Raw genomic sequence first — 26,735 nt, 5'->3', positions numbered from 1 at the left:
TCGGCCGGCTGGCGGCATTCGCATGGCGAGCGCCTAGTTCGATTCCGACGGGTCCGCCTTCCTTTTCGGGATCGCGCGGATTTCCGGCGCGAGCTGTCCGAAGATCCACGCCGTAGCCGCGGTAATCACGCCGACGCAGAGAAACGTCGCGTGGAAGGCAGGCAGCGAATTCGTCTCGGTGACGCGCGGGAGGAGGCCGGTGAACGTCGCGAGAATCGCGCCCGCGACTGTCACGCCGAGGCTCATCGACAGCATCTGCACCAGCGAAAACAGGCTGTTGCCGCTGCTCGCGCCGCCGGTGCCGAGGTCCTTCAGCGTGAGCGTGTTCATCGCGGTGAACTGCATCGAGTTGACGCCGCCGAAGATCGCCAGTTGCACGAGCCGCAGCCACAGCGGTTCGCCCGGACTCACGAGCCCGAAGCTCGCCATCATCAGCCCGACGAGCACCGTGTTCACCACGAGCACCCGCCGGTAGCCGTGGCGCTCGATGAGGCGCGTGACGAGCCGCTTGCACAGCATCCCCGCCGCCGCGACGGGCAGCATCATCATCCCCGCCTGGAACGCCGTGTAGCCGAGGCTCACCTGCAGCAGTAGCGGAATCAGATACGGCATCGCGCCGCTGCCGATGCGCGCAAAGAGGTTGCCGAGCAGGCCGACGCTGAACGTGTGGATCTTGAAGAGATCGAGCGGGAAGAGCGGATTGGCGGCGCGCGTTGCGTGCAGTCCGTACGCGACGAAGCAGCCGAACGAGAGGATCAGCAGCACGAGCACGATTGCGTGCTGCAGGCCGAGGTCGGCGAGGCCGTCGAGGGAAATCGTCAGCGCGACCATGCCGACCGCGAGCAGCAGATAGCCCGCGAGATCGAAGCGCGGCGTCGCGGGGTTGCGGCTGTCGGGCATGTAGAGGTGCGTCGCGATGCAGCCGGCGATGCCCACCGGCACGTTGATCAGGAAGATCCAGTGCCATGACGCGATCTGCACGAGCCAGCCGCCGAGCGTCGGGCCGATCAGCGGGCCGATCAGACCTGGAATCGCGACGAAGGCGAGCGCGGAAAGATAGCGCTCGGCCGGAAAGACGCGCAGCACGGCGAGCCGCCCGACCGGCAGCAGCATCGCGCCGCCGACGCCCTGCACGACGCGATACGTCACCAGTTGCGTGAGCGATTGCGCGTTGGCGCAGAGCAGCGATCCGACCGCGAACACGAGGATCGCGCTGAAAAACACGCGCTTCGTGCCGAGCCGGTCTGCGAGCCAGCCGGAGACGGGGATCATCATCGCCATCGTGAGCGAGTACGCGATCACGACGCCCTGCATGCGCAGCGGCGCTTCGCCCAGGCTTTTCGCCATCGCGGGGAGCGCGGTGTTGACGATAGTCGAGTCTAGCGTCTGCATGAAGAAGCCCGTCGCGACGAGCCACAGCATGATCGTGAGCGACCGGTCGGACGGCGTGGGGGCAACGGTCGAGCGGAGGGTGTCGGGCATGGGCGCGTTCGTTGAGCGGAGCGCGATGATTTTACGGTTGATCCACGCTTCGTGCCGCTCGTAGACTGGCGGTTCGCATCCACGCAGGGGCTTTCGATGACTCCGCTAGAAGAGCTTTGGCAGGCGGCGCAGTGCGATCCAGCCGCGCTTTCCGACGTTTCGATTACAGGTGACGATCCGCAGTTGCCGTCGGTGTATCGGGTGGCCGCGCTTGCAAACGGCGTGATCGCCGCGCAGGCGCTCGCCGCCGCGGAGTGCTTTCGCGAGCGCACCGGCCACGCGCAGCAAATCGATGCCGATGCGCGGCGCGCGTGCGTCGCGTTTCGCAGCGAGCGGTATCTGCGGGTCGACGATGGCCCGGCGCCCGACCCGCGCGATCCGGTCACGGGCTTCTACGAGACGCGCGACGGCCGCTGGATTCAGCTTCACGCGAACTTCGCACATCATCGCGCGGGCATCGTGCGGGTGCTGGGATGCGCGAACGATCATGCGGCCGTCACGCAGGCGATTCGCGGCTGGGACGGCGCCGCGCTCGATCAGGCGCTCGGCGACGCGGGGCTGTGCGCCGCGCTGATCCGCTCGCCCGACGAATGGGCTGCGCTGCCGCAAGCTCAGGCGCTCGCGCGGCTGCCGCTTTTCGAAATCATCCGCATCGGCGATGCGCCTGCGACGCCGATTGGCGGAGGCGGCGGAACTCAGCCCGAGCGGCCGCTTTCCGGCGTGCGCGTGCTTGATCTGTCGCGCGTCATCGCGGGGCCGGTCGCGGGGCGCACGCTCGCGCAGCACGGCGCCGACGTGCTCCTGATCAACGGTCCGCATTTGCCGAATATCGCACCGCTCGTGATCGACAACGGGCGCGGCAAGCGCTCCGCGACGCTCGATCTGCGCCAACCGGACGGCCACGAATCGTTACAGACGCTGTTGAAGGACGCCGATGTCTTCGTGCAATCGTATCGGCCGCAATCGCTGGCGGCGCGCGGTTTCGGGCCGGAGGACGCCGCGCGCGCGAAGCCCGGCATCGTCTACGCGACGGTGTCGGCGTATGGGCACGAAGGACCGTGGTCGACGCGACGCGGCTTCGACAGCCTCGTGCAGTCGGCGAGCGGCATCGCGTGGACGGAGGCGCGCGCGGCCGGCCAGACGAACCCGCGTCATCTGCCGTGCCAGGCGCTCGATCACGCGACCGGCTATCTGGCCGCGTTCGGCGCGATGGTGGCGCTCAATCGGCGCGCGAAGGAAGGCGGAAGCTGGCACGTGCGGGTGTCGCTCGCGCAGACGGGCCGCTGGCTGCAATCGATGGGAACGCTCGACGACGGACAGGCCGCAGCCGATCCGTCTTTGGACGACGTGCGCGACGCCTTGCAGACGATGGATTCACCCTTCGGCAGGCTCACCTGCACGCAGCCGGCGGAGCGCATGTCGGTGACGCCGCCGCATTGGTCGCTGCCGCCGGTGCCGATCGGCAGCGACGAAGCGCGTTGGTAGAACGGGCAGGCGCGCTTACTTGCGCAGTTCCGCGACGAAATCGTAGTAGTCGTTGCGGCAGTAGGTATCGGTGAGTTCGATCGCGCGTTGATCGGCGGTATAGCCGACGCGCGTAATCAGCAGAAGCGCATCGTGCGGCGCGATGCCCATTTGCTGCGCGATTTCCTCGCTCGCGTTCACCGCACGAAAATGCTGCAACGCGCGCACGATCGACAAGCCGCGCTGATCGAGAAAGCTGTAGAGCGAATCGCCGACCGCTTGCGGATCGGGGATCAGCGACGCGGGGAAGGTCGAATTCTCGACGGCCATCACGATGCCGTCCGCGAGCCGCAGCCGACGCAGCCGCGTGACGGCCGCCGCCGGCGAGAGCCCGAGCTGGATCACTTCATCGCGATTGGCGGGCTCGATCACGCGCGAGATCCATTTCGAGCTAGGCGTGAAGCCGCGCCGCCGCAGCATCTCGCTGAAGCTGGAGAGCCGCGAGAGCGGGTCTTCGTAGCGCGGCGTGATGAAGCTGCCAGCGCCTTGCGTGCGGCGGATCAGGCCTTGTTCGACGAGCAGCGCGATAGCCTTTCGCGACGTGATCCGCGATACCCCCAGCGCTTCCGACAGCACGCGCTCCGACGGCAGCGCTTCGCCTGCGTTCCAGCGATTGTCATGGATCGCATTGGCGAGCTTGCGGGCGAGTTGCAGATAGAGCGGGGTGTCACTGTCCGGGTCCGGGCGCAAGTCGCGCCAGCGGTCTTCCGATGTCGAGTTCATAAAGCGGACGCAAGAGGGACCAAGCGGCGATTCTAAGACAAACGGGTGACCGAGCGGGGTTTAAGCGTAATCGATTAGCAATGTCGTGCGGGTAATTGCGGAGGGTTCGCGCTTCGGCCATGCGTCATCGCACGGCCGTTCATGCCATGATGCTTTCCAAAGAGGCCGCGCTGAGGCCTTGCATCGAAGGTGAAGGTATCCGAATGAACGCACGCACGAATCCCGCCGCAGCCCGCTTCGTCACTGGTTCGACGATGCGTCACGTGATCGTCATGGCCGGCACCGGCGCGATCGGCCTGATGGCGGTGTTCGCCGTCGATCTCGCGAATCTCTTCTACGTGTCGATGCTCGGCGACACATCGGTCGCTGCGGCGGTCGGCTTCGCGGGCACGGTCAACTTCTTTCACGTCGCGATCTCGATCGGCATGACGATCGGCGTGAGCGCGACGGTCGCGCGCCTGCTCGGCGCCGGAGAGCGCGCGAAGGCGCGGCAGGTCGCGACCGCCAGCCTCGCGTTCATCGTGCTCGTTACGGTCGTGCTGACCGCGATCACGCTGCTGCTGCTCGAACACATTCTCGACGCGCTCGGCGCCACCGGCGAAACACGCGAACTCACGCGCCTCTTTCTCACCATCACCGCGCCGACCTTGCCGCTGCTCGCGATCGGCATGTGCACGGCGGCGCTGATGCGCTCGATCGGCGATGCACGCCGCGCGATGACGGTCACGCTCTCCGCCGCGATCGTCACCGCGATCCTCGATCCAATCCTGATCTTCGGCTTTCACCTCGGCCTGACCGGTGCGGCGATCTCGAACGTGATCGCACGGATTGTGCTCACGCTCGTCGGGCTGTACGGCGTGAGCCGCGTGAATCACCTGATCGCGCGCTTTCAGCCGCAGCGCACGTGGGACGACGTGAAGCCTGTGCTGAAGATCGCGTTGCCGGCGGTCCTCACCAACCTCGCGACGCCCGTCGCGGCTGCGTACGTCACGCACGCCATGGCGCGCTTCGGGCCGGCCGCGATCGCGGGGCAGGCAACCATCGACCGCATCACGCCCGTCGCCTTCGCGCTGATCTATGCGCTAACGGGCGCGGTCGGGCCGATCGTCGCGCAGAACCTGGGAGCGGGGCGCGCGGACCGCATCCGCGAGACGATCCGCAACAGCCTGGGCTTCGTGCTTGCGACCGTCGCGCTCGCGTGGATCGTGCTCGCGCTCTCGCAGCACGGGTTGATCCGCGCGTTCTCGGCGCGGGGCGTCACGGCCGAGATCATCTCGGTGTTCTGCTCGTGGCTGGTCGCGAGCTATGCGTTCGTCGGTTGTCTCTTCGTCGCCAACGCGACGTTCAACAACCTCGACCGGCCGCTTCTCTCGACGCTCTTCAACTGGGGACGCACGACGCTCGGCACCGTGCCGTTCGTGGCGGTCGGCATCAAGCACGGTCCGATTGGCGTGCTCATCGGACAGGCGGCGGGCAGCGCGATTTTCGGGCTGATGGCGATGGTGGTGGCGTGGATCGTCGTGAAGCGCCTGCCGATGGGCGACTGCGCACGCCTCGCCGCGCGGCACGCGGAGGAACCGGCGGCGATATCGGTCAGCGTGCCGGGCGCGGCGGCGGGCAATACCGTGGCGCCTGAAGTGCAGTGACGTGCCGTTACATGCACGCGTGATGCGAATGCACGGAGCCGAGCACGGCGACTTCGGCGGGCGTGCGCTTCAAGTCGTCGTCCTTGACCTGCCTGGCGTCGGTGAGGAATTCGTCGACGATCGACGAAACTTTCACGTCGTTCAGACACAGCGACACGCGTTGCGTCTCGTTGGCGGGAAGCGACGAGCGCTGGCCGAGGAACAGCACGCCGTACTGATAGCCGCGCACGATACCGCGCACCGCGCCTACGCACTGGCCCTGCGCGGCGTTGTCGGATTTCTGCGAGCACTGCTGGGCGAGCGAATACGCGGAAAAGCTCGGATCGATGGGCGTTTGCTGCGCGTAGGCGGCTGTAGCCAGGCCGAGTGTCGAAAAAGCCAGCGCAATCGAAGCGTGTCGCTTCATGTTTTATCCCTCATATCGAACGGTGTCCGAGTGAGAGGGATCGCGTGGCCTTTGGTTCCGTCAGCTTTCCTGCGACTGAAGCGAGCGCAACTCTTCAATGGGAATGTGACAGCGAATCCGGTGCGCGCCGCCTGCATCGGCATAAGGCGGCTCCTGCTCCTCGCAGATCGCGCCCAGCTTGCGCGGACAGCGCGTATTGAACACGCATCCCGAAGGCGGATTCGCCGCGCTCGGCAATTCGCCGGACAGGCGGATGCGCCCGCCATGCGCGCCTGCACTGCCATCGAGCGACGGCACCGACGACAGCAGCGCCTCCGTATAAGGATGCTGCGGCCCGCCGAAGACATCGGCGGCGCGGCCGATCTCCATGATCCGCCCGAGATACAGCACCGCGATTCGATCCGACAGATAGCGCACCACGTGCAGATCGTGCGAGATGAACACGTAACTCACGCCGCGCTCGCGCTGGAGATCGGCGAGCAGGTTGAGGATCGCGGCCTGCACGGAGACGTCGAGCGCGGACGTTGGTTCATCGCAGACGACGACGCGCGGATCGCCCGCGAACGCACGCGCGATCGCGACGCGCTGCTTCAGTCCGCCGGACAGCTGGCGCGTGCGCGCGCTCAGATAGCGCTCGGGCAGCCGCACGGATTCCGTCAGCGATTGCAGGCGCTCCTCCTTAGCCGCGCCGCGCAGCGAAGCGAGCTTCGAGAGCGACCGCGCGATCAGCCGCCGCACCGAATGCGCACGATTGAGCGCGGAATCGGGGTTCTGGAACACGATCTGCAGCGACTTCACCTGTTCGTCGTTACGACGCGTGACGCGCGCGGGCAGCGCCGCGCCGTCGAGTTCGAGCGTCGCGCCTTCGTCGGGAGAGAGCAGGCCGAGCATGAGCTTCGCGAGCGTCGTCTTGCCGCTGCCCGATTCGCCGACTAGCCCGAGCGTCTCGCCCTGCGCGAGATCGAGCGATACGTCGTGGACCGCGCGCACGAGTTCGTTGCCGACGCGAAACGTCTTCGATACGTTACGCGCCTTGAGCGCCACCGGCGCCAGCGATAGATCGACGGGATCGGACGCGGCTTCGGGCGTCGCGCGCGGCAGTTCGATCGCGCGCTCGTGATAGTGGCAGCGCGCCATCTGGTCGCCGTTCGCAGACGCCACGCGATACGGCGGCGGCGCGTCGCGCAGGCAGCGCGCGTCGGCGAGCTTGCAGCGCTCCGCGTAGATGCAGCCCTGCGTCACCGTGCCCGGCAGCGGCAGCGAGCCGGGAATCGTGTCGAGGCGTCCCATGTCCTTGCTGCGACCGCTCGTCGGCAGGCAGCGCAACAGACCGACCGTGTACGGATGGCGCGGCCGCGCGAACACGTCGCGCGTCACGCCCTCTTCCACGAGCTTGCCTGCATACAGCACGCCGACGCGATCGCACATCCGCCCGATCACCGCGAGGTTGTGGCTGATGAACAGCACCGCCGTGCCGAGTTCCGCGCGCAACTGCGCGATCAGATCGAGCACTTCGGCTTCGACGGTGGCATCGAGCCCGGTCGTCGGCTCGTCGAGGATCAGGAGTTCGGGATTGCACGCGAGCGCCATCGCGATCACGACGCGCTGCTGCATCCCGCCCGAGAGCTGATGCGGATAGCTCTCCATCACGCGCTCGGGCGACGCGATCCGCACGCGCCGCAGGATATCGACCGTGCGCGCGAGCGCATCATCCGCCGATGCCCCCGACGCCTCAAACGCTTCCGACACCTGCCGCGCGATGGTCAGCGACGGATTGAGCGCGCGCCCCGGGTCCTGATACACCATCGACACCGCATTGGCGCGCATGTCGCGCAAGGCGTCGGCGTGCAGCGAAGCGACGTCGCGCCCGCCGATCGAAATCTTGCCCGCCTTCACGCGCCCGTTGCGTGGCAGGTAGCGCAGCACGGCGAGCGCGGCAGTCGATTTTCCGCAGCCCGACTCGCCGACGAGCCCGTAGGCCTCGCCGCGCCGCACGCGCAGCGTGATGTCCTGCAGCACGTCGCGCTCGCGTCCCCGCATCCGGTAGGCGACCGTCAGGCCGACGATCGTCAGCGCATCGGCGCGATCGCGCTTCGGGACGGCGAATGCCGGAAACGCCGACGGCGGAGGTCCGTTCATCGGTCGAGCACTCCCTGAATTGCATCCGCCACGAGATTGACGCCGACGACGAGCGAGGCGATCGCGAGCGCATCGAACACAACGGTCCACCACGCGCCGCCCGCCATCAGCGTGTAGCACTCGGAGAGCGCAAGGCCCCAGTCGGCCGAGGGCGGCTGGATGCCGAAGCCGAGGAACGAGAGCGTCGCCACCGCGAAGATCGCGTAGCCGAGCCGCACGGTCGCCTCGACGATGATCGGCTGCAGCACGTTCGGCAGGACCTCGGCGAACATGATGTAGATCGCGTTTTCGCCGCGCAGTTGCGCCGCGAGCACGTAGTCGAGGTTGCGTTCCGCGAAAACCGCCGAGCGTACCGTGCGCGCGGTGATCGGCGCGAAGGTGAGACCGATCACGATGATCACCGTCGCGTTGCTCGCGCCGACCGCCGCGAGCGCGAGCAGCGCGACGATCACGAGCGGCAGCGCGAGGAGCGCATCGATCACGCGGCCGATCACGTTGTCGACCCAGCCGCCGAAGTAGCCGACGACGAGGCCGATCGCCGTGCCCGCGAGCGTGCCGAGCAGCGTCGCGAGCGGGGCGATCGTCAGGATGTCGCGCGCGCCGACGATCACGCGCGCGAACACGTCGCGGCCGAGCTGGTCGGTGCCGAACCAGTGCGTGGCATCGGGCGGCGTGAGCGAGTTGAGCGGATCGGAGGCGTACGGGTCTTGCGGCACGACGTGCTGCCCGATGAGCGCGCACGCGACCCAGAAGAGCAGAATCAGCGCGCCGATGACGAAGGTCGGCGATCGCAGCAGCGCCGTCGAACGTTCGAAACGCGGCGCTCTCACAGCGGGCGAGGGCGCGGTGCTCATTGCGATTCCCTCACGCGCAGCCGCGGATTGAGCACGACATAGAGCGCATCGGCGATCAGGTTCGCCGCGGTATAGATCACGCCGACCGTCAGCACGCCGGCTTCGAGCATCGGGAAGTCCTTCGCCTTCGCGGCGTTGTAGATCAGCGAGCCGATGCCCTGATAGTGAAAGAGCGTCTCCACGACGACCAGTCCGCCGATCATGTAGCCGAGCTGCGTAGCAGCGACGGTGACGGTCGGCAGCAATGCATTGCGCAGGACGTGCCGCCAGATCACCGTGCGGCGCGGCAGGCCTTTCAGGATCGCGGTGCGGGTGTAATCGGCGTCGAGCGCTTCGACGGTCCCGGCGCGCGCCATCCGCGCGATATAGCCGAAGAACACGAGCACGAGCGGCAGCACGGGCAGGACGAGATGCTTCAGTTGCACGAAGACGTTCGCGTCGGGCGGAAAGGTCGCTTCGATCGGCAGCCATTGCAGCCACACGCCGAACACGAGAATCAGCACGATCGACGAAACGAATTCCGGCACGACCGTCGCCGAAAGGCCGGTGATGCTGATCACGCGATCGATCCAGCGTCCCGCGTGCAGCGCCGAATACACGCCGCCCGCGATCCCGAGCGGCACCACGACGATGAACGCGAGCGCGCCGAGCTTCGCCGAATTGGCGAGCGCATCGACGATGAACGGCGCGACCGGCGATCGGTACGCATACGACTGGCCCATGTCGCCGCGCAGGAAGTGGCCGATCCACGCGGTGTATTGCGTGAGAAGCGGCCGGTCGACGCCGAGCTGATGATTGAGCGCCGCGACGGCGCGGGCATCGGCGAGCGGCCCGAGGATCGCGCGGCCGACGTCGCCCGGCAGCAACTGCCCGCCCGCGAACACGATCACCGACAGGAGCCACAGCGTGATGAGCGCGAGCACGAGCCGCGTGCCGGTAAAGCGCGCGATGCGCCACGCGCTGCCGCTTCCTCGTGAGGGGGTGAGCGCTCCTGTCGTCGCCGTGTTCATGAACGATCAGCCACTGATCGTCGCGCGATCGAGATAAAGCTGCGAGTTTGCGTTGAAGCGCACGCCCGCGACGTTCGCCCTTGTTACGACCAGATAGTCGTAGAAATACGGAATCACGACCGGGGTCTCGTCGAGCAGCAGGTTCTGGATTTGCGCGGAGAGCTTCTTTTGCGACGCGACGTCGAGCGCGGCGACGAAATCCGCGACGAGCTTGTCGTACTGCGGATTCTTGAAGTGCGCCGCGTTCCACGTGCCACCGCTCGTAAGCGGCGCGTTGAGGAACACGTTCGGCACGCCGCGATGACCGTAGTCGGTGATGCCGAGCGGCGAATCCAGCCAGTCCGACTTGCCGAACGTGCCCGTGCCGTAATACAGCTCCTGGCTCTCCACCTTTAGCGTGATGCGCACGCCGATCGCCTTCGCCGCGTTCTGGATCACGACCGCGAGATCGGGTATCTCCATGTACTTTTCGGTCGTGAGCGTGACGTCGAAGCCGTTCGGCACACCCGCCTGCGCGAGCAACTGCTTCGCCTTCGCGATATCGACCTTGCGCTGAGGCACCGACAGATCGCTCGACGGAAACACCGGCGCGAACGGGCTGTCGTTACCGAGCTGCGCTCGGCCGCGAAAGAGGCCCTTCACGATGATCTCGCGATCGATCGCGAGCGCGAGCGCCTGGCGTACGCGCTTGTCCTTGAACTGCGCGTTGTCGTTGCGCATGTGCATCTGCCGGTGCGCGCTCGATTTCACGCCGAGCACCTTGAACTGTGCGTTGTTCAGCACGCTCACGCCGCCCTGCACGGTGAAGTCGCCCATGACGTCAGCCTGACGGCCTTGCAGCGCGAGCAATTGCGCCTGCTGGTCCGCGTAGAACGCGAAGGTCACGCGTTCGGGCAGCGCCTTCTCGCCCCAGTAGTCGGGGTTGCGCACAAACGACGCGCCCACCTTCGGCGTGTACTTCTCGAACTTGAACGGCCCTGTTCCCATGAACGATTTCTCATACGTTCCCGAGAAGTTCGCGGGCAGGATCACCGCGTTGAAATTGTCGGAGGAAACATAGAACGGGAAGTTGCCGTTCGGTGCATCGAGATGGAACTCGACGGTGAGGTCGTCGGTCGCCTTCGCCGAATTCTTCGACAGCACGCCCTTCAGCACCGAAAGCGCCGCCGATCCGCTGCCGGGGTCGGCGAGACGGTTGAAAGTTGCGGCGACGTCCTTCGCGGTCATCTTCTGGCCGTCGTGGAACTTGACGTTGTCGCGCAGCTTGAAGGTCCACACGTCGCCCTTGTCGTTCGACTTCCACGAGAGCGCCAGCGCCGGACGCAGCGTGAGTTTCTCGCCGTCGTCGTCGATCAGGAATTCGCCGGTCTGGTTGATGAGCGCGAGACCGGCGGCATCGGTGACGGTGAGCGGATCGACCGCGCCCACCGGCGTCAGGTGCGCGACGCGGATCGTGCCGCCCGGCTTGCCCGCGACCTGCGCGCGAGCGTTGCGCGGCATGCCGATCAGACCGCCGACGCCGCCGACGGCCAGCACGAAGCCGAGCACGCTCGCGTGGCGCAGCAGCTCGCGGCGCGTGAGGCGGCCGGCCTTGAATTCGTCGATGGCGTGATTGCCGAGATCGCCGGCGCCCGAGCGTGAATCGTCCAGGGCGCGGTCGAAGGCGTGATCGTGGTCGGTCGATGTCTTCATCAGGGGGCGTTCCGTTCCGTATGTTGTATTTGTTGCGAGCGGCGTTGCGGCCAGTTTAGCCGAGCCACGCGCTTCAGGGCGTCGCGCTGAAGTAGCAAGCAACGCGCCGCCTCAATGATCGTGCGGATGCTTGTGGATCGGATCGACCCAGTAGACCGCTTCGGGCTCTTCCACCGCATCGATATTCAGGTTCACCACGACGGCTTCGTTGTCGCTGCGCACGAGCACGCATTCGAGCGGCTCGTCGGTGCGCGCGTTGATCTCCTGATGCGGCACGTACGGCGGCACGAAGATGAAATCGCCCGGACCGGCCTCGGCGGTGAACTCCAGATGCTCGCCCCAGCGCATGCGCGCTTGTCCGCGCACGACGTAGATCACGCTTTCCAGTGCACCGTGATGATGCGCGCCGGTTTTCGCGTTCGGATGGATCGTGACGGTGCCGGCCCAGATCTTCTGCGCGCCGACGCGCGCCGCGTTGATCGCCGCCGCGCGGTTCATGCCGGGCGTCTGCGGCGTGTTGGTGTCGAGCTGGTCGCCCTTGATGACCTTGACGCCGTGTTCGCGCCAGTCGGTTCGCTGTTCGTCGCTCATGATTTTTTCTCCGTCGAAAGAAGCCGCGCGGATAAAAAAAGTCCGTTGCGGCCACACGTGAAGCACGGGCATACAACGGACGGGTTACAGCAGGTGCTATGCATGGGACCAGAGTAAGCGCTAAAGCACTAACTCTGGATCGACAGCCTTGCATGGGACCAGAGTAAGCGCTAAAGCGCTAACTCTGGATCGACAGCCTTGCATGGGACCAGAGTAAGCGCTAAAGCGCCAACTCTGGTCGACAGAGTTTACTTCGACTTCGAATTCACAATCGCATCTGCCACATTGTTTGGCGTTTCTGCGTAATGCTTGAACTCCATCGTGTAGGTCGCGCGGCCCTGCGACAGCGAACGCAGCGTCGTCGAATAGCCGAACATCTCGGCGAGCGGAACCTCGGCGCGCACCAGCTTGCCGCCGCCGCCCGCGATGTCCTCCATGCCCTGCACGATGCCGCGCCGCCCCGACAAATCGCCCATCACGTTGCCCATGAATTCCTCGGGCGTTTCCACTTCGACGGCCATCATCGGTTCGAGCAGCACGGGTTTTGCCTTCCGCATGCCGTCCTTGAATGCCATCGATCCGGCCATGCGGAACGCGTTTTCGTTCGAATCGACGTCGTGGTACGAGCCGAAAGTCAGCGTCACCTTCACATCGACCACCGGATAGCCCGCGAGCACGCCCGACTTCAGCGTCTCCTGAATACCCTTGTCGACCGCCGGAATGTACTCGCGCGGCACGACGCCGCCCTTGATCGCATCGACGAATTCATAGCCGCCGCCGGGCTTTTGCGGCTCCATCTTGATCACGACGTGACCGTACTGCCCGCGTCCGCCCGACTGCTTGACGAACTTGCCCTCGACGTCTTCCACCGGAATGCGGATCGTCTCGCGATACGCGACCTGCGGCTTGCCGACAGTCGCCTCGACGCTGAACTCGCGCTTCATCCGGTCGACGAGAATTTCGAGGTGCAGTTCGCCCATGCCGGAGATGATCGTCTGGCCGGATTCCTCGTCGGTCTGCACGCGGAACGACGGGTCTTCCTGCGCGAGCCGGTTGAGCGCGATGCCCATCTTTTCCTGGTCGGCCTTCGTTTTCGGCTCGACGGCCTGCGAGATCACCGGTTCGGGGAAGATCATCCGTTCGAGGATGATGACGTGGTTCGGGTCGCACAGCGTGTCACCGGTGGTCGCTTCCTTCAGGCCGACGGCCGCGGCAATGTCGCCTGCGTAGACTTCCTTGATTTCCTTGCGCTCGTTCGCGTGCATCTGAAGAATCCGCCCGAGGCGTTCCTTCTTTTCCTTGATGGCGTTGTAGACGGAATCGCCCGAATTCACGACGCCCGAATACACGCGGAAGAAGATCAACTGGCCGACGAACGGGTCCGTCATGATCTTGAACGCGAGCGCGGAGAACGGCTCGTCGTCGGTCGGATGGCGTTCCGCTTCCTTGTCGTATTCGTCGTGACCGAGGATGGCGGGAATGTCCACCGGGGAGGGCAGATAGTCGATCACGGCGTCGAGCATCGCCTGCACGCCCTTGTTCTTGAACGCGCTGCCGCATAGCATCGGCACGATCTCGTTCGCGATCGTGCGCTGGCGGATGCCGCTCTTGATCTCTTCCTCGCTCAGCTCTTCGCCGCCGAGATACTTCTCGAGATAAGCCTCGTTCGCTTCGGCGGCCGCCTCGATCATCTTGTCGCGCCATTCCTGCGCGGTCGCGAGCAGGTTCGCCGGAATCTCCTGGTACTCGAAGAGCACGCCCTGGCTTGCTTCGTCCCAGATGATCGCCTTCATCTTCACGAGGTCGATGACGCCCTGGAAGTGATCTTCCGCGCCGACCGGAATCTGCAGCGGCACGGCGACGCCCTTCAGCCGGTCGCCGATCTGGCGTTGCACACGGAAGAAATCAGCGCCGACGCGGTCCATCTTGTTGACGAACGCGATGCGCGGCACCTTGTACTTGTTCGCCTGACGCCAGACGGTTTCCGACTGCGGCTGCACGCCGCCGACCGAGTCGTAGACCATGCAGGCGCCGTCGAGCACGCGCATCGAGCGCTCGACTTCGATGGTGAAGTCGACGTGTCCGGGCGTGTCGATGATGTTGATCCGGTGTTCCGGATAATTGCCGGCCATGCCTTTCCAGAAGGCGGTCGTAGCAGCCGACGTAATGGTGATGCCGCGCTCCTGCTCCTGCTCCATCCAGTCCATCGTGGCCGCCCCGTTGTGAACCTCGCCGATCTTGTGGTTCACACCGGTGTAGAAAAGAATGCGTTCGGTGGTGGTGGTCTTGCCGGCATCGATGTGAGCGCTGATGCCGATGTTCCGGTAGCGCTCGATGGGAGTCTTGCGGGGCACTTGAACCTCCTGTGGATGGGTCGAGCGGATGGCGGCAGTCCCGCAAAGCGGCGCCGCGCGGGGTTGAGCCGCTTGGGCGCGCGCGGCTGGGATAACCGCCGGACAGCGTCTCGCTGGTTTATTAGGATAGCGCTTCGACAGGGTCTTTGCAGGAATCTTGCCAGCCCGCGCCGGGCCTCGGTTCCTGCGCCGCGCGGACGAAAAAAAACCGGCGCGTCGCGTGGACGGCCGGTTTCATCGTGACGCGTGACGCGCCACGCGTTGTTGCGGCTTTATTGCGGTTGCGGCAGGCCCTGAATCTTCGTCCCCGGCTTGATGCCTTTCGATGCGAACCAGCCCTTGCTCATTTCGAGCGCATACACGCCGTTGTTGCGCGGGCAGTGGTTGTCTGTCGTTTCGGCCTGCATTTCGTCGATATCGGTGATCGTGCCGTCCGCGCGAATGAACGCGATCGACAGCGGGATCAGCGTGTTCTTCATCCAGAAGCAATGCACGGCGTTCTCGTTGAACACGAAGAGCATGCCTTCGTTCGGCGCAAGCTTCGAACGGTACATGAGTCCCTGCTCTCGATCGGCGTCGCTCGCAGCGACGGCCGCGTCGATCACGAACATGCCCGCGGTGAGTTTCGCGCGGGGGAAATCGGTCGGCTGCTTCGCGCCCGGCGGAAGCTGCTGCGCATGAACCGCCGACAACGCGGCGAGCGGCAGCACGAGCGCGATCGCCAGCATTCTGATTGCGCGAAAGAAATCGAAAGGACGGAAGGGGTGAAACGAGCGCAGCACAAGACGCACGGCGAAACTCCTTGCTGAAATCTTGGTTTAACAGGAAAAGCCAAAAAAGACTCGCGCATGTTACGCGATGCCCGCGCAAAAAGAAAAAAGGCAGATTGCCGTGTGGCCATCTGCCTTTCTAAGCCGTTGGAACGGCAGTACTGCTGTTTTTGACTTCGCTTTACTGCCTTTACATCAAACTTACTGCGATGCGCCCGTAGCGGCTGCCGGTGCTGCTTCTGCCGATGCTGCCTTCTTGTGCGACGACTTCTTGTGCGAAGTCTTCTTCTTGTGCGTCGTCTTGTGAGCCGTCGAAGCGGCTGCTGCCGGTGCTGCTGCCGGAGCCGTAGCGTCCGAAGCTTGAGCGAAAGCAGCCGTTGCGAACAGGCCGGCGACGAGAGCAGCGATCAGTTTGTTCATCTTGTGAATCCTTTAGCTTGAGTAAATTAACCAACGACCCGGTTATTGGAGTCATGTCGGTAAACGAGCCATCCACCTTTCGGTTGACAACGGTATCGACAAATAGATCGATACTGCCGCGAGCGCTAAAACCTTACAAACAGCCTGTGAAAAGCAGGTTATCGATGTGGGTCATTCGCTAATGCCGGATAGCTTTGCAAGGCATCTGCGACCACTAACGCGGGGTGTCGGGACTCGGTTGACGAAAATCTTCGTCGATATTTAATCGGGCTCAAAAAAAGCTGAAACGGTGGTGGCCTAACGTGTCTCGGTGACAATTTGTTTAAGCAAGCCGAAATTATCCGATGCCATCCCAAGGCGCGCGCGGCGGCAGTTCCATCGATTCGCCGGGCGCGAGTCCGAGCGCGAAAACATCGAGGGCGCCGATGCCCGCGCGCACGAGCCGCAACGTCGGAAAACCGACGGCGGCCGTCATGCGCCGCACCTGGCGATTCTTGCCTTCGGTAATCGCGAGTTCGATCCACGTCGTCGGGATCGCGGCGCGATAGCGGATCGGCGGCGTACGCGGCCAGAGCGTCGCCGGCGGCTCGACGAAATTCGCGCGGCAAGGGCGTGTGATGTAGTCGCCCAGATCGATGCCTTTCGCGAGGCGCTTCAACACCGCCTCGTCGGGCGCGCCCTCGACCTGCGCCCAATATCGCTTGACGAGCTTGTGACGCGGTTCGGCGATACGTGTCTGCAAGGCGCCGTCGTCGGTGAGGAGGAGCAGGCCTTCGCTGTCCGCATCGAGCCGGCCGGCGGGATACACGCCCGGCGTCTTCACCCAGTCGCCGAGCGACGCGCGCGTCTCGTGCGGTGAAAACTGACAGATCGTGCCGAACGGCTTATTCAGGGCGATGAGCGGCATGGGAAACCGGATGAACGTTGAGAGAGCGCGCCAGCGCTGGGCCCGCGTGGTTTATGCGGAAACTGCCGGATGGCGCATGGCGGGATATTAATGCATAATCCGGAACGACAAGTCCTATGTCTTATATAAGACATGAGAGCGGGCGGAGACCTGCGGCGAGTAGCTCAGGCAGCCGTAAAACGCCCGGCGCGGTGGGCTAGAATGAAGTTCTGGCCACCATGCGTGCGTCGCCGACAGTCCGGGCGCATGCCGCAATCAGCTCAGCTAGCCTTCAACCAGCCCAGCCTTCTATGGAGTCGACCATGCCGTATCAGCACATCAAGGTTCCGACGGGCGGTGACAAGATCACCGTGAACGCGGATTACTCCCTCAACGTGTCCGATCAGCCGATCATCCCGTACATCGAAGGCGACGGCACCGGTTTCGACATTACGCCGGTGATGATCAAGGTGGTCGACGCGGCGGTCGAGAAGGCGTATGCGGGCAAGAAGAAGATCCACTGGATGGAGATTTTCGCGGGCGAGAAGGCGACGAAGGTTTACGGCCCGGACGTGTGGCTCCCCGACGAAACGCTCGACGTGTTGAAGGAATACGTCGTGTCGATCAAGGGCCCGCTCACGACGCCGGTCGGCGGCGGTATCCGCTCGCTGAACGTGGCGCTGCGCCAGCAACTCGATCTTTACGTGTGCCTGCGGCCGGTGCAGTACTTCAAGGGCGTGCCTTCGCCGGTGCGCGAGCCGGAGAAGATCGACATGATCATCTTCCGCGAGAATTCCGAGGACATCTACGCCGGCATCGAATGGCCGGCGCAGTCGGAAGAGGCGAAGAAGGTCATCAAGTTCCTTCAGGAAGAGATGGGCGTGAAAAAGATCCGCTTCCCGGAGACCTCGGGAATCGGTATCAAGCCGGTTTCGAAGGAAGGCACGCAGCGGCTTGTGCGCAAGGCGATCCAGTACGCGCTCGATAACGATCGCCGCTCGGTCACGCTCGTGCACAAGGGCAACATCATGAAGTTCACCGAAGGCGCGTTCCGTGACTACGGTTATGAACTGGCGCAAAGCGAATTCGCGGCGGAACTGATCGACGGCGGCCCGTGGATGAAGATCAAGAACCCGAAGTCGGGCGGCGATATCGTCGTGAAGGACGTGATCGCTGACGCGTTCCTGCAACAGATCCTGCTGCGTCCCGCCGAATACGACGTGATCGCAACGCTGAATCTCAACGGCGACTACGTGTCGGATGCTTTGGCGGCTCAGGTGGGCGGTATCGGCATCGCGCCGGGCGCGAACATGTCGGATTCGGTCGCGATGTTCGAAGCGACGCACGGCACGGCGCCGAAGTACGCGGGCAAGGACTATGTGAATCCGGGCTCGGAGATTTTGTCGGCGGAGATGATGCTGCGCCATTTGGGCTGGACCGAAGCCGCCGATGCGATCATCAGGTCAATGGAGACTTCGATTCTGCAGAAGCGCGTGACGTACGACTTCGCGCGTCTGATGGAAGGGGCGACGCAGGTCTCGTGCTCGGGATTCGGCCAGGTGATGATCGAGAATATGTAGGCGCGGTTGATTTCTGGTTTCAGGAAACCCCGGTTGGCGTTATTGCGCTGCCGGGGTTTTTCACTTGCGTTGACAAAGGAGCATCACTTCGTGGCGTCACCTTTAATCGAATCGATGGAACTGAAGCCCAAGTGGCGCGAGCGCTTCGAATTCTTCGAGGCCCACGGCGCGCCAGATTCCGCCGGATTCAAGGCCGCGATCAAAACGCGACCGTTCTTGAAACGAATCACGATCGTTTTCAGCTTCCTGGGGTTCTTTGTCGGACCGTTCTATTTTCTCTATCTCGGGATGTGGCGCAAGGCACTGACCTTGTTCGCCTGCGCGATCGTGTTGTTTCTTATCGAACTGTTCATTTATTCGATGACAGGCCGTGATATATCGCAAATCCTGGGATTCGTGCTTTCGGGGTTGTCGGCGTGTACGGTGAATTACTCGTATTACCTCAAGAGAATCAAAGGTAACGACGGCTGGAATATCCTCGAAGGCATCCAGGTGGTCTAAACGTTATCGAAAGACGAGCACAAAAAACCCGGCACGAAGCCGGGTCCCAGAGGCAAAAAGTGCGATCGAACGGTCAGGCTGCGTCCTGGATGTTCGAAGCCTGTTTGCCCTTCGGTCCCTGGACGATCTCAAAGCTGACCTTCTGGCCTTCCTTGAGTGTCTTGAAACCGTTCATTTGTATCGCCGAGAAATGTGCGAACAGATCCTCGCCGCCTTCATCGGGCGTGATGAATCCGTAGCCTTTCGCGTCGTTGAACCATTTGACCGTACCAGTTGACATTACTTCCCCTCTAACTCTCGTCGCTACCACGAGCACGCTCGAAAAGATCATCGGCCACTCTGTGTGTGAACCGTGCCCTCCTCACAAGCTCACCTCGGCATTTCTTTCGCCTGATTGGTCTTCGGAAAAAAGTGCCAGTTTGATTGTTGAATCTCTTAAATCACGTGTCAAGAAAATTTTGAGATGGCCGTTAAGCACGTTGTAAAGACCACATTCGTAGGGTTATTCCTGCTTTGCGTGTGTGCTGCGCCCCAAGCAAGTCATCTTGAAAAGTCGCATAATCGTCTCACATGAGGAGTACCGGCAAGCAGTACCGGCAACGCGCCGCGGGGGAGCCTCCGGTCAGTTTTTTTGTAGCTGTGCGATACTGGATTCACGGAAGTTCAAGCGGGCCGTGGCTCAGGCGGGCAGCGGCGGAATTCAGGCATGACAGGCTCTGGCTGCGCGCGTCGTTGGTGCAGTTTTCCGACCGGACGGTCGGCGTTTTTCGGCAGCATTGCGGGCCTGTCCGAGTTGTTTAGAATGGGTGTATGGCGATCAATCCCAACAAGCAGGACGGCACTGTACTGGAGCGGCAGGAACAAAAGCTGAAGAAGCCGGCCATGTACAAGGTGGTGCTGCTGAATGACGACTTCACGCCGATGGAATTCGTCGTGATGGTGGTGCAGGAGTACTTCAACAAGGATCGTGAGACTGCGACGCAAATCATGCTGAAGGTTCATCGCGAGGGCAGGGGAGTTTGTGGGGTCTACACGCGGGACATCGCGTCGACCAAAGTTGAGCAAGTCGTTAGCCATGCACGGCAGGCGGGGCACCCGCTGCAGTGTGTGATGGAGGAAGCATGATTGCCCAGGAACTGGAAGTCAGTCTGCACATGGCGTTTATGGAAGCACGTCAGGCGCGGCACGAGTTCATTACGGTCGAGCATCTTTTACTGGCCTTGTTGGACAACCCGACCGCGGCTGAAGTGTTGCGCGCATGCGCAGCAAACATCGAAGATTTGCGTCAGAACCTGCGCAATTTCATTCATGACAACACGCCGACCGTGCCCGGCACGGACGACGTCGATACTCAGCCGACGCTTGGTTTCCAGCGTGTGATTCAGCGCGCGATCATGCACGTGCAGTCGACGTCGAATGGCAAGAAGGAAGTGACCGGCGCGAACGTGCTCGTCGCGATCTTCGGCGAGAAGGATTCGCACGCCGTCTACTACCTGCAGCAGCAGGGTGTGACGCGGCTCGACGTCGTGAATTTCATTTCGCACGGCATCGCGAAGACGAACAGCGGCGACGCGGCGAAGGCAAGCAGCGAGGCCAATCCGGAAACGGACGAAGCCGCCGCGCAGAAGGAAACGCCGCTCGCGCAGTTCACGCAGAACCTGAACCAGTTGGCGAAGGACGGCAAGATCGATCCGCTGATCGGTCGCGAGTCTGAAGTCGAGCGTGTGGTGCAGGTGCTGTGCCGCCGGCGCAAGAACAATCCGCTGCTCGTCGGTGAGGCCGGCGTGGGCAAGACCGCGATCGCCGAAGGGCTCGCCTGGCGCATCACGCGCGGCGAAGTGCCGGACATTCTTGCCGACGCGCAGGTCTATTCGCTCGACATGGGCGCGTTGCTCGCGGGCACGAAGTATCGCGGCGATTTCGAGCAGCGTCTGAAGACGGTGCTGAAGGAACTGAAGGAGCGTCCGCACGCCATTCTGTTCATCGACGAAATTCATACGCTGATCGGCGCGGGCGCGGCTTCGGGCGGAACGCTCGATGCATCGAACCTGCTGAAGCCGGCGTTGTCGTCGGGGCAGTTGAAGTGCATCGGTGCGACCACGTTCACGGAATATCGCGGCATCTTCGAAAAGGACGCGGCCTTGTCGCGCCGTTTCCAGAAGGTCGACGTGACCGAGCCGACCGTCGAGCAGACGGTGGCGATCCTGCGCGGATTGAAGTCGCGTTTCGAAGAGCACCACGGCGTGAAGTATTCGTCGGGTGCGCTGTCGGCGGCGGCTGAGTTGTCGGCGCGCTTCATCACCGACCGTCATCTGCCGGACAAGGCGATCGACGTGATCGACGAAGCGGGCGCGGCCCAACGCATCCTGCCGAAGTCGAAGCAGAAGAAGACCATCGGCAAGAACGAGATCGAAGAGATCATCTCGAAGATCGCGCGCGTGCCGCCGCAAAGCGTCTCGCAGGATGATCGCAGCAAGCTTCAGACGCTCGATCGCGACCTGAAGAGCGTCGTGTTCGGGCAGGACCCGGCCATCGATGCGCTGTCGGCATCGATCAAGATGGCGCGCGCAGGCCTCGGCAAGCTGGACAAGCCGATCGGCGCGTTCCTCTTCTCGGGTCCGACCGGCGTCGGCAAGACCGAAGTCGCGAAGCAGCTTGCGTTCACGCTCGGCATCGAATTGCTGCGCTTCGACATGTCCGAGTACATGGAACGTCACGCGGTGAGCCGGCTGATCGGCGCGCCGCCGGGCTATGTCGGGTTCGATCAGGGTGGTTTGCTGACCGAAGCCGTCACGAAGAAGCCGCATTGCGTGCTGTTGCTTGACGAAATCGAAAAGGCGCATCCGGACATCTACAACGTGCTGTTGCAGGTGATGGACCACGGCACGCTGACCGACAACAACGGTCGCAAGGCAGATTTCCGCAACGTCATCATCATCATGACGACGAACGCGGGCGCCGAGGCGATGGGCAAGTCGGTGATTGGCTTCACGAACCGCCGCGAAACCGGCGACGAAATGGCCGATATCAAGCGGATGTTCACGCCGGAGTTCCGGAACCGTCTGGATCAGATCATCAGCTTCCGTTCGCTCGATGAAGAAATCATCATGCGCGTGGTCGACAAGTTCCTGATGCAACTGGAAGACCAGTTGCATGAGAAGAAGGTCGATGCGCTCTTCACCGACGCGCTGCGCAAGCACCTGGCGAAGCACGGTTTCGACCCGCTGATGGGCGCGCGGCCGATGCAGCGTCTGATCCAGGACACGATCCGCCGGGCGCTTGCCGACGAATTGTTGTTCGGCAAGCTGCTGTCCGGTGGTCGCGTGACGGTCGACGTGGACGAGAACGACAAGGTGCAACTGACGTTCGATGAAAATCCGGTGCCGCGTAATCCGAATCCGGAGGCGGTTGAAGTCGAGTGATGTAGGAGCCTTATAGAAGAAAGCGGCACGGTCTCCCCGTGCCGCTTTTTTTCGTCTGTGCGTTTCATGCTGCGGGTAAACGCCAGCGCCCAAATCGCAAAAATCGCTTTACGTTACTTTCGATTCGAAACTAAACTCTTTCGTAACGAAAGAGCGGACGTCGCATTATCCCAATGCTTGCCAACAAGAATTCGCTGCATCGCCGGCTGCAAATCGTCGAGCTCGTCAGGAAGCGCGGCGAGGTGTCCGTCGATGAACTGAGCCAGGCGTTCGACGTTTCGAGCGTCACGATCCGCTCCGATCTCAGCTATCTCGAAGCGCAGCGCTATCTGGTGCGCTCGTTCGGCAAGGCACGCTATCTCGCGCAGCAACCCGCTGCTTCGGCCGACAGCGCACGCGGCGCCGTCACCGCGCCCGACGCCGAGCGCAAATCCATCGACATGGCGATCGCGCGCGCGGCCGCGGACTTCATCGACGATCACGCGTCGCTTTTCATCGGCGCGGGCGTCGTGACGCACAAGCTGCTGCCGCTGCTCGCCGACCGCTCGAATCTAGCGCTCACGCTCCACGATCTGGCGATGGTCGCGACCGCGCAACGCTTCGTGAATTGCGAGCTGCGGCTGACGGGCGGCGCACTCGAAGGCGACTCCACGATCCTCACCGGCCCCGACGCCGAGCGTTCGGTCGGGGCGCGCCCGCTTGACATCGCGTTGATCGAAGCGAGCGGCATCGGTCGAGACGGCAATCTCGTCTGCGCCGACGCGCGGCTCGCGCCGGTATTCCGCGCGGCGCTGAAGGCGTCGAAATGTCGCGTCGCGTTGTCGTACCGGCCGGAGATCGGCGAAGGTGAAGCCGTCTGCCGCCTGTCTGAGCTCGACGGAATCGTCATCGACGACGCGATCGAACCGGCCCTCGTCGACGCGTTTCAGCACGCCGGATTGCATATGCATCGGCGGGAAGAGGGCGTCGTCGAATTCCGTCCGAAGTCTGAATCCCGCTCCTAACCTCAAGCAAACCATGTCCAACCTCGAACGCAAACCTGGCTCCATCGTCGCGATGGGTGAAATCCTCGTCGAAATCATGGCGACCGGGCGCGGCCAGAGCTTTCGCCGCCCCGGCACGCTGATCGGCCCGTACGCGAGCGGCGCGCCCGCGATCTTCATCGATCAGGTCGCGAAACTCGGCAGCCAGTGCGCGCTGATCGGCTGCGTCGGCGACGACGACTTCGGCGCGCTCAACATCGAGCGCCTGCGCGGTGATGGCGTCGATGTCTCCGGCATCGCCGTGCTGAAAGACGCGACGACCGGCAGCGCGTTCGTCACCTATCGCGAGGATGGCGATCGCGACTTCATCTACAACATCACGAACAGCGCGTCGGCACAGTTGTCGAGCGCAAACGTGCGCGCCGACCAGCTCGCCGGCTGCGGTAATTTCCACGTGATGGGCTCGTCGCTGTTCTCGTTCCGGATCATCGAGGCGATGAAGAAGGCGATCGAAACGGTGAAGGCGAACGACGGCACGGTCAGCTTCGATCCGAACATCCGCAAGGAAATGCTGCGGATTCCGGAGATGCGCGACGCGCTCGATTTCATCCTCGACTACACCGACGTGTTCCTGCCGAGCGGCCACGAAGTCACGCTGCTCGCGAGCGCAACGACGGAGCGCGGAGCCATCGACGAGCTGTTGCGACGCGGCGTGAAGGAGGTGGTCGTGAAGCGCGGCGCTCAAGGCTGCAGTTTCTACGACGCCGACGGTGAGCAACACCATGCGGCGTTCGAAGTCGAAGAAATCGATCCGACCGGCGCGGGTGATTGCTTCGGCGCGACTTACGTCGCGTGCCGCGCGCAGCGCATGGACGCCGGTGCCGCGCTGCGCTACGCGTGTGCGAGCGGGGCGCTGGCGGTCGGCGCGAAGGGCCCGATGGAAGGCACAGCGACATTCGCCCAACTCGACGCGTTCCTGCGTGCAAACGGAGCGACGCAATGAGCGATATCGTCGCGCGTTTGAGCAACGGGCACCCGGCGGCCGAGCGGCTTGCCGGCCTCTATTCGATCTGTTCGGCGCATCCGTGGGTTCTGGAGGCCGCGATGCGGCAGGCATTGGCCGATCAGACGCCGCTCCTGATCGAATCGACATCGAATCAGGTCGATCAGTACGGCGGCTATACCGGCATGAAGCCGAAGGATTTCGTCACGTTCGTGTGGGGGATTGCGGATCGCGTCGGGTTCGCGCGGCAGCATCTGATTCTCGGTGGCGATCACCTCGGGCCGAACGCATGGAGGCATCTGCCAGCAGCCGAGGCAATGCAGCGCGCCGATGCGTTGATCGATGCGTACGCCTCGGCGGGCTTCACGAAGATCCACCTCGACACGAGCATGCCCTGCGCGGACGATCCCGAGCGACTGTCGGATGCAATCGTCGCGTCGCGCGCGGCGCGATTGTGCGCGGTCGCGGAGGCGGCGGTAAGGCGCGAGGGATTGCGCGTCGCGCCTGTCTACGTGATCGGCACCGAAGTGCCGGTGCCGGGCGGCGCGGCGGAAGAACTGGAAATCGTCGAACCGACTTCGCGCGAAGCGGCTTTGGAAACGGCGCGGGTGCACCGCGATGCGTGGCGCGCGTCCGGTCTCGATCACGCCTGGCCGCGCGTGATCGCGCTCGTGGTGCAGCCGGGCGTCGAGTTCGATCATACGAAGGTGATCGACTATCGGCCGGAACGTGCAACGTACCTGAAAAGCGCGCTCGACGACCTGCCGGGCATGGTGTTCGAAGCGCATTCGACGGATTATCAAACGCCCGAAGCGCTCCGCGCGCTGGTCCGCGATGGCTTTCGCATCCTGAAAGTCGGCCCGGGCGTGACGTTCGCGTTGCGCGAGGCGCTCTTCGCACTCGCCGACATCGAATCGCAACTCATCGACGAATCGCGGCGCTCGAATTTGCGTGCAGTGGTGGAGCGCGTGATGCTCGAGAAGCCCGGCTATTGGGAGAAGTATTACCACGGCGACGCGCAGCAGCAGCGCGTGTTGCGCACCTACAGCTACAGCGATCGCGTGCGCTACTACTGGACCGATGATGCAATCGGCGCGGCGGCAGAGAGGCTGCTCGACAATCTGTCGGCGGTGCGGATTCCGGAGAATTTACTAAGCCAGTACTTGCCGGATCAGTACTGGGCGGTCAGAAACGGCGCACTCGCCGCCGATGATCCGCACGCGATCGCGCAGGATCGCGTGCGGCAGGTGATACGGATGTATGCGGCGGCGTGCCGCGTCTGATCAATCTCAGTGCTTGCCGGTGCTGCCGAACCCGCCCTCGCCACGCTCACTCGCGTCGAAATCATCGACGATGTTGAGCTGCGCCTGCACCACCGGCACGATGACCATCTGCGCAAGACGCTCCATCGGATTCAGCGTGAACGCGATGTCGCCGCGATTCCACGTCGAGATCATCAACTGGCCTTGATAATCCGAATCGATCAGCCCGACGAGGTTGCCCAGCACCACGCCGTGCTTGTGCCCCAGTCCCGAGCGCGGCAGGATCAGCGCGGCGTAGCCCGGATCGCCGAGGTGGATCGCTAGACCGGTGGGCACGAGCTTTGTCTCGCCGGGCGCGATGACGAGCGGCTCGTCGATGCACGCGCGCAGGTCGAGGCCCGCGCTGCCGGTCGTGGCGTAGGCGGGCATGAAGTCGCGCATGCGCGCATCGAGAATCTTGACGTCGAGTTTCATGAGTTCAGTCGGAGCGGCCGAGCTCGAAGGCGTCGGCCAAAAGTTGATAGGAGCGCAGGCGCGCACGATAGCTGCCCGCGACGGTCAGCACGATCAGTTCGTTGGCGTCGAAACGCTCTTGCAGCGCGTGGAGTTCGGCGGTCACGCGTTCCGGCGTGCCGATGATGCTGCGATTCTTCTCGCGCGCGATCACGTTCAGTTCGCGCTCGCCGTAATGCTGCGCGGCGCCCTGTTCGATCGACGGAATCGGCATGTTCAGGCCGTATGCCATTTGCACGCGGCGCAAATCGACGGCTTTTTCTAGCGCTGCGGCTTCGTCGTCGGTATCGGCGCAGATGACGAAGACGGCGGCAGCCAGATACGGCTGTGCTTCATTACCCGCCGTGAACCGCTCGCGATACGCTTCGGCCACGCGATGCCCGTACTGCGCGTTGATGAAATGTGCGAACGCGAAGCGGATGCCAAGCTGCGCCGCCAGCAATCCGCCGAAGTCGCTGGAGCCGAGCATCCACAGTTCGGGCCGCGTCGCGATCTGCGGTTGCAGCAGCACACCGTTCGCGATGTGATCGTCGGGCAGCGCGCCGTTGAACAGGCCGACGAGATCGGCGACCTGCTGAGGGAAGATGTCGCCACGGTTGTAATCGCCCGCCGCGACGGCTTGCGCCGTGCGCATATCGCCTCCGGGCGCGCGTCCGACGCCCAGATCGACGCGGTTCGGAAACAGCGCTTCGAGCATCAGGAATTGCTCGGCAACCTTGAACGGGCTGTAGTACGGCAGCATGACGCCGCCCGAGCCGATGCGGATGCGCTTCGTCAGACTGCCGATGCGCGCGAGCATGACTTCGGGACAAGGATTCGACACGCCGCGCAAGCCGTGGTGCTCGGCGCACCAGTAGCGGGTAAAGCCGAGATCGTCGGCGAGTTGGGCGAGTTCGAGCGTGGCCGCGATGGCGTCGGCGGTGGTGTGGCCGTGGATGACCGGCGTCTGATCGAGGACGGAGAGCTTCGTCATG

The 26,735-nt window shown here is 63.6% G+C and carries 24 protein-coding genes; 9 read left to right on the top strand and 15 right to left on the bottom strand.

Going from position 1 to position 26,735, the window contains the following annotated elements:
* Positions 1 to 33: 33 nt before the first annotated feature.
* Positions 34 to 1,422 (bottom strand): multidrug transporter subunit MdtD, encoded by a 1,389-nt coding sequence (mdtD, locus tag AWB65_RS01055; RefSeq protein WP_235007473.1) that lies wholly within the window; start codon positions 1,420 to 1,422, stop codon positions 34 to 36.
* Positions 1,423 to 1,578: 156 nt separating this feature from the next.
* Between mdtD and AWB65_RS01050 the strand changes: the two genes are divergently transcribed.
* A complete protein-coding gene (locus tag AWB65_RS01050) occupies positions 1,579 to 2,967 on the top strand; it encodes a CoA transferase (RefSeq protein WP_087665370.1) in 1,389 nt (462 codons plus the stop codon).
* Between the two features lie 15 nt (positions 2,968 to 2,982).
* Here AWB65_RS01050 and AWB65_RS01045 read toward each other — a convergent pair whose 3' ends face one another.
* Positions 2,983 to 3,729 carry a GntR family transcriptional regulator gene (locus AWB65_RS01045; RefSeq protein WP_087658100.1) on the bottom strand — a complete coding sequence of 249 codons (747 nt, stop codon included), beginning with the start codon at positions 3,727 to 3,729 and terminating at the stop codon, positions 2,983 to 2,985.
* Positions 3,730 to 3,932: 203 nt separating this feature from the next.
* Here AWB65_RS01045 and AWB65_RS01040 point away from each other — a divergent pair, with 203 nt between their 5' ends.
* The gene (locus AWB65_RS01040) at positions 3,933 to 5,375 is read left to right on the top strand and encodes an MATE family efflux transporter (protein ID WP_087665369.1); all 1,443 of its coding nucleotides are present in this window, start codon (positions 3,933 to 3,935) and stop codon (positions 5,373 to 5,375) included.
* Between the two features lie 7 nt (positions 5,376 to 5,382).
* On the opposite strand, the gene AWB65_RS01035 is transcribed toward AWB65_RS01040, so the two are convergent.
* The 10 genes from AWB65_RS01035 to AWB65_RS00990 all read right to left on the bottom strand — a co-directional run bounded on the left by AWB65_RS01035 (position 5,383) and on the right by AWB65_RS00990 (position 16,518).
* Entirely contained in the window at positions 5,383 to 5,781 is a 399-nt protein-coding gene (locus AWB65_RS01035) for a hypothetical protein (RefSeq protein ID WP_087665368.1), read from the bottom strand.
* A 60-nt stretch (positions 5,782 to 5,841) separates the two neighbouring features.
* A complete protein-coding gene (locus tag AWB65_RS01030; protein ID WP_087665367.1) occupies positions 5,842 to 7,920 on the bottom strand; it encodes an ABC transporter ATP-binding protein in 2,079 nt (692 codons plus the stop codon).
* On the bottom strand, positions 7,917 to 8,774 hold the full coding sequence (locus AWB65_RS01025) for an ABC transporter permease (protein WP_087665366.1): 858 nt from the start codon (positions 8,772 to 8,774) through the stop codon (positions 7,917 to 7,919). Before AWB65_RS01025 ends, AWB65_RS01030 begins: the two co-directional genes overlap by 4 nt.
* Positions 8,771 to 9,784 (bottom strand): ABC transporter permease, encoded by a 1,014-nt coding sequence (locus tag AWB65_RS01020; RefSeq protein ID WP_087665365.1) that lies wholly within the window; start codon positions 9,782 to 9,784, stop codon positions 8,771 to 8,773. Before AWB65_RS01020 ends, AWB65_RS01025 begins: the two co-directional genes overlap by 4 nt.
* A gap of 6 nt (positions 9,785 to 9,790) precedes the next feature.
* The gene (locus tag AWB65_RS01015; protein ID WP_087665364.1) at positions 9,791 to 11,476 is read right to left on the bottom strand and encodes an ABC transporter substrate-binding protein; all 1,686 of its coding nucleotides are present in this window, start codon (positions 11,474 to 11,476) and stop codon (positions 9,791 to 9,793) included.
* Positions 11,477 to 11,587: 111 nt separating this feature from the next.
* A complete protein-coding gene (locus AWB65_RS01010) occupies positions 11,588 to 12,067 on the bottom strand; it encodes a cupin domain-containing protein (RefSeq protein WP_087665363.1) in 480 nt (159 codons plus the stop codon).
* A 248-nt stretch (positions 12,068 to 12,315) separates the two neighbouring features.
* Positions 12,316 to 14,421, bottom strand: coding sequence for an elongation factor G (fusA, locus tag AWB65_RS01005; protein ID WP_087665362.1), 2,106 nt, complete (start codon positions 14,419 to 14,421; stop codon positions 12,316 to 12,318).
* Positions 14,422 to 14,693: 272 nt separating this feature from the next.
* Positions 14,694 to 15,149: a DUF192 domain-containing protein gene (locus tag AWB65_RS01000; RefSeq protein WP_087665678.1), complete on the bottom strand. Its 456-nt coding sequence runs from the start codon at positions 15,147 to 15,149 to the stop codon at positions 14,694 to 14,696.
* 243 nt (positions 15,150 to 15,392) lie between these two features.
* Positions 15,393 to 15,611, bottom strand: coding sequence for a hypothetical protein (locus tag AWB65_RS00995; RefSeq protein WP_087665361.1), 219 nt, complete (start codon positions 15,609 to 15,611; stop codon positions 15,393 to 15,395).
* A 337-nt stretch (positions 15,612 to 15,948) separates the two neighbouring features.
* Positions 15,949 to 16,518 carry a pseudouridine synthase gene (locus tag AWB65_RS00990; protein ID WP_087665360.1) on the bottom strand — a complete coding sequence of 190 codons (570 nt, stop codon included), beginning with the start codon at positions 16,516 to 16,518 and terminating at the stop codon, positions 15,949 to 15,951.
* A 302-nt stretch (positions 16,519 to 16,820) separates the two neighbouring features.
* On the opposite strand from AWB65_RS00990, the gene icd reads away from it, so the two are divergent.
* Positions 16,821 to 18,077, top strand: coding sequence for an NADP-dependent isocitrate dehydrogenase (gene icd, locus AWB65_RS00985; RefSeq protein ID WP_087665359.1), 1,257 nt, complete (start codon positions 16,821 to 16,823; stop codon positions 18,075 to 18,077).
* 33 nt (positions 18,078 to 18,110) lie between these two features.
* Positions 18,111 to 18,578 carry a DUF2628 domain-containing protein gene (locus tag AWB65_RS00980; protein ID WP_125474056.1) on the top strand — a complete coding sequence of 156 codons (468 nt, stop codon included), beginning with the start codon at positions 18,111 to 18,113 and terminating at the stop codon, positions 18,576 to 18,578.
* Between the two features lie 73 nt (positions 18,579 to 18,651).
* Here the strand turns inward: AWB65_RS00980 and cspD are convergent, their stop codons facing one another.
* Positions 18,652 to 18,858, bottom strand: a complete 207-nt coding sequence (gene cspD, locus AWB65_RS00975) for a cold shock domain-containing protein CspD (protein WP_008351201.1) — start codon at positions 18,856 to 18,858, stop codon at positions 18,652 to 18,654.
* 530 nt (positions 18,859 to 19,388) lie between these two features.
* Here cspD and clpS point away from each other — a divergent pair.
* The 5 genes from clpS to AWB65_RS00950 all read left to right on the top strand — a co-directional run bounded on the left by clpS (position 19,389) and on the right by AWB65_RS00950 (position 25,269).
* The gene (gene clpS, locus AWB65_RS00970) at positions 19,389 to 19,703 is read left to right on the top strand and encodes an ATP-dependent Clp protease adapter ClpS (RefSeq protein ID WP_014190611.1); all 315 of its coding nucleotides are present in this window, start codon (positions 19,389 to 19,391) and stop codon (positions 19,701 to 19,703) included.
* Positions 19,700 to 22,000 carry an ATP-dependent Clp protease ATP-binding subunit ClpA gene (gene clpA / locus AWB65_RS00965; protein WP_087658087.1) on the top strand — a complete coding sequence of 767 codons (2,301 nt, stop codon included), beginning with the start codon at positions 19,700 to 19,702 and terminating at the stop codon, positions 21,998 to 22,000. Before clpS ends, clpA begins: the two co-directional genes overlap by 4 nt.
* Positions 22,001 to 22,173: 173 nt before the next feature.
* Positions 22,174 to 23,004 (top strand): DeoR/GlpR family DNA-binding transcription regulator, encoded by an 831-nt coding sequence (locus AWB65_RS00960; protein WP_087665357.1) that lies wholly within the window; start codon positions 22,174 to 22,176, stop codon positions 23,002 to 23,004.
* A 13-nt stretch (positions 23,005 to 23,017) separates the two neighbouring features.
* Positions 23,018 to 23,986 carry a tagatose kinase gene (locus AWB65_RS00955; protein ID WP_087665356.1) on the top strand — a complete coding sequence of 323 codons (969 nt, stop codon included), beginning with the start codon at positions 23,018 to 23,020 and terminating at the stop codon, positions 23,984 to 23,986.
* Positions 23,983 to 25,269, top strand: a complete 1,287-nt coding sequence (locus AWB65_RS00950; RefSeq protein ID WP_087665355.1) for a D-tagatose-bisphosphate aldolase, class II, non-catalytic subunit — start codon at positions 23,983 to 23,985, stop codon at positions 25,267 to 25,269. Before AWB65_RS00955 ends, AWB65_RS00950 begins: the two co-directional genes overlap by 4 nt.
* Before the next feature lie 6 nt (positions 25,270 to 25,275).
* Here AWB65_RS00950 and dut read toward each other — a convergent pair whose 3' ends face one another.
* Positions 25,276 to 25,722 carry a dUTP diphosphatase gene (dut, locus tag AWB65_RS00945; protein ID WP_087665354.1) on the bottom strand — a complete coding sequence of 149 codons (447 nt, stop codon included), beginning with the start codon at positions 25,720 to 25,722 and terminating at the stop codon, positions 25,276 to 25,278.
* A 4-nt stretch (positions 25,723 to 25,726) separates the two neighbouring features.
* On the bottom strand, positions 25,727 to 26,734 hold the full coding sequence (locus tag AWB65_RS00940; RefSeq protein ID WP_087665353.1) for an LLM class flavin-dependent oxidoreductase: 1,008 nt from the start codon (positions 26,732 to 26,734) through the stop codon (positions 25,727 to 25,729).
* Between the last annotated feature and the right edge of the window lies 1 nt (position 26,735).

It is taken from the genome of Caballeronia humi, from assembly GCF_001544475.1.
GTDB lineage: Bacteria > Pseudomonadota > Gammaproteobacteria > Burkholderiales > Burkholderiaceae > Caballeronia > Caballeronia humi.
The sequence above is the reverse complement of the archived record's forward strand: the minus strand, read 5'-3'. Positions and strand labels throughout refer to the sequence as shown.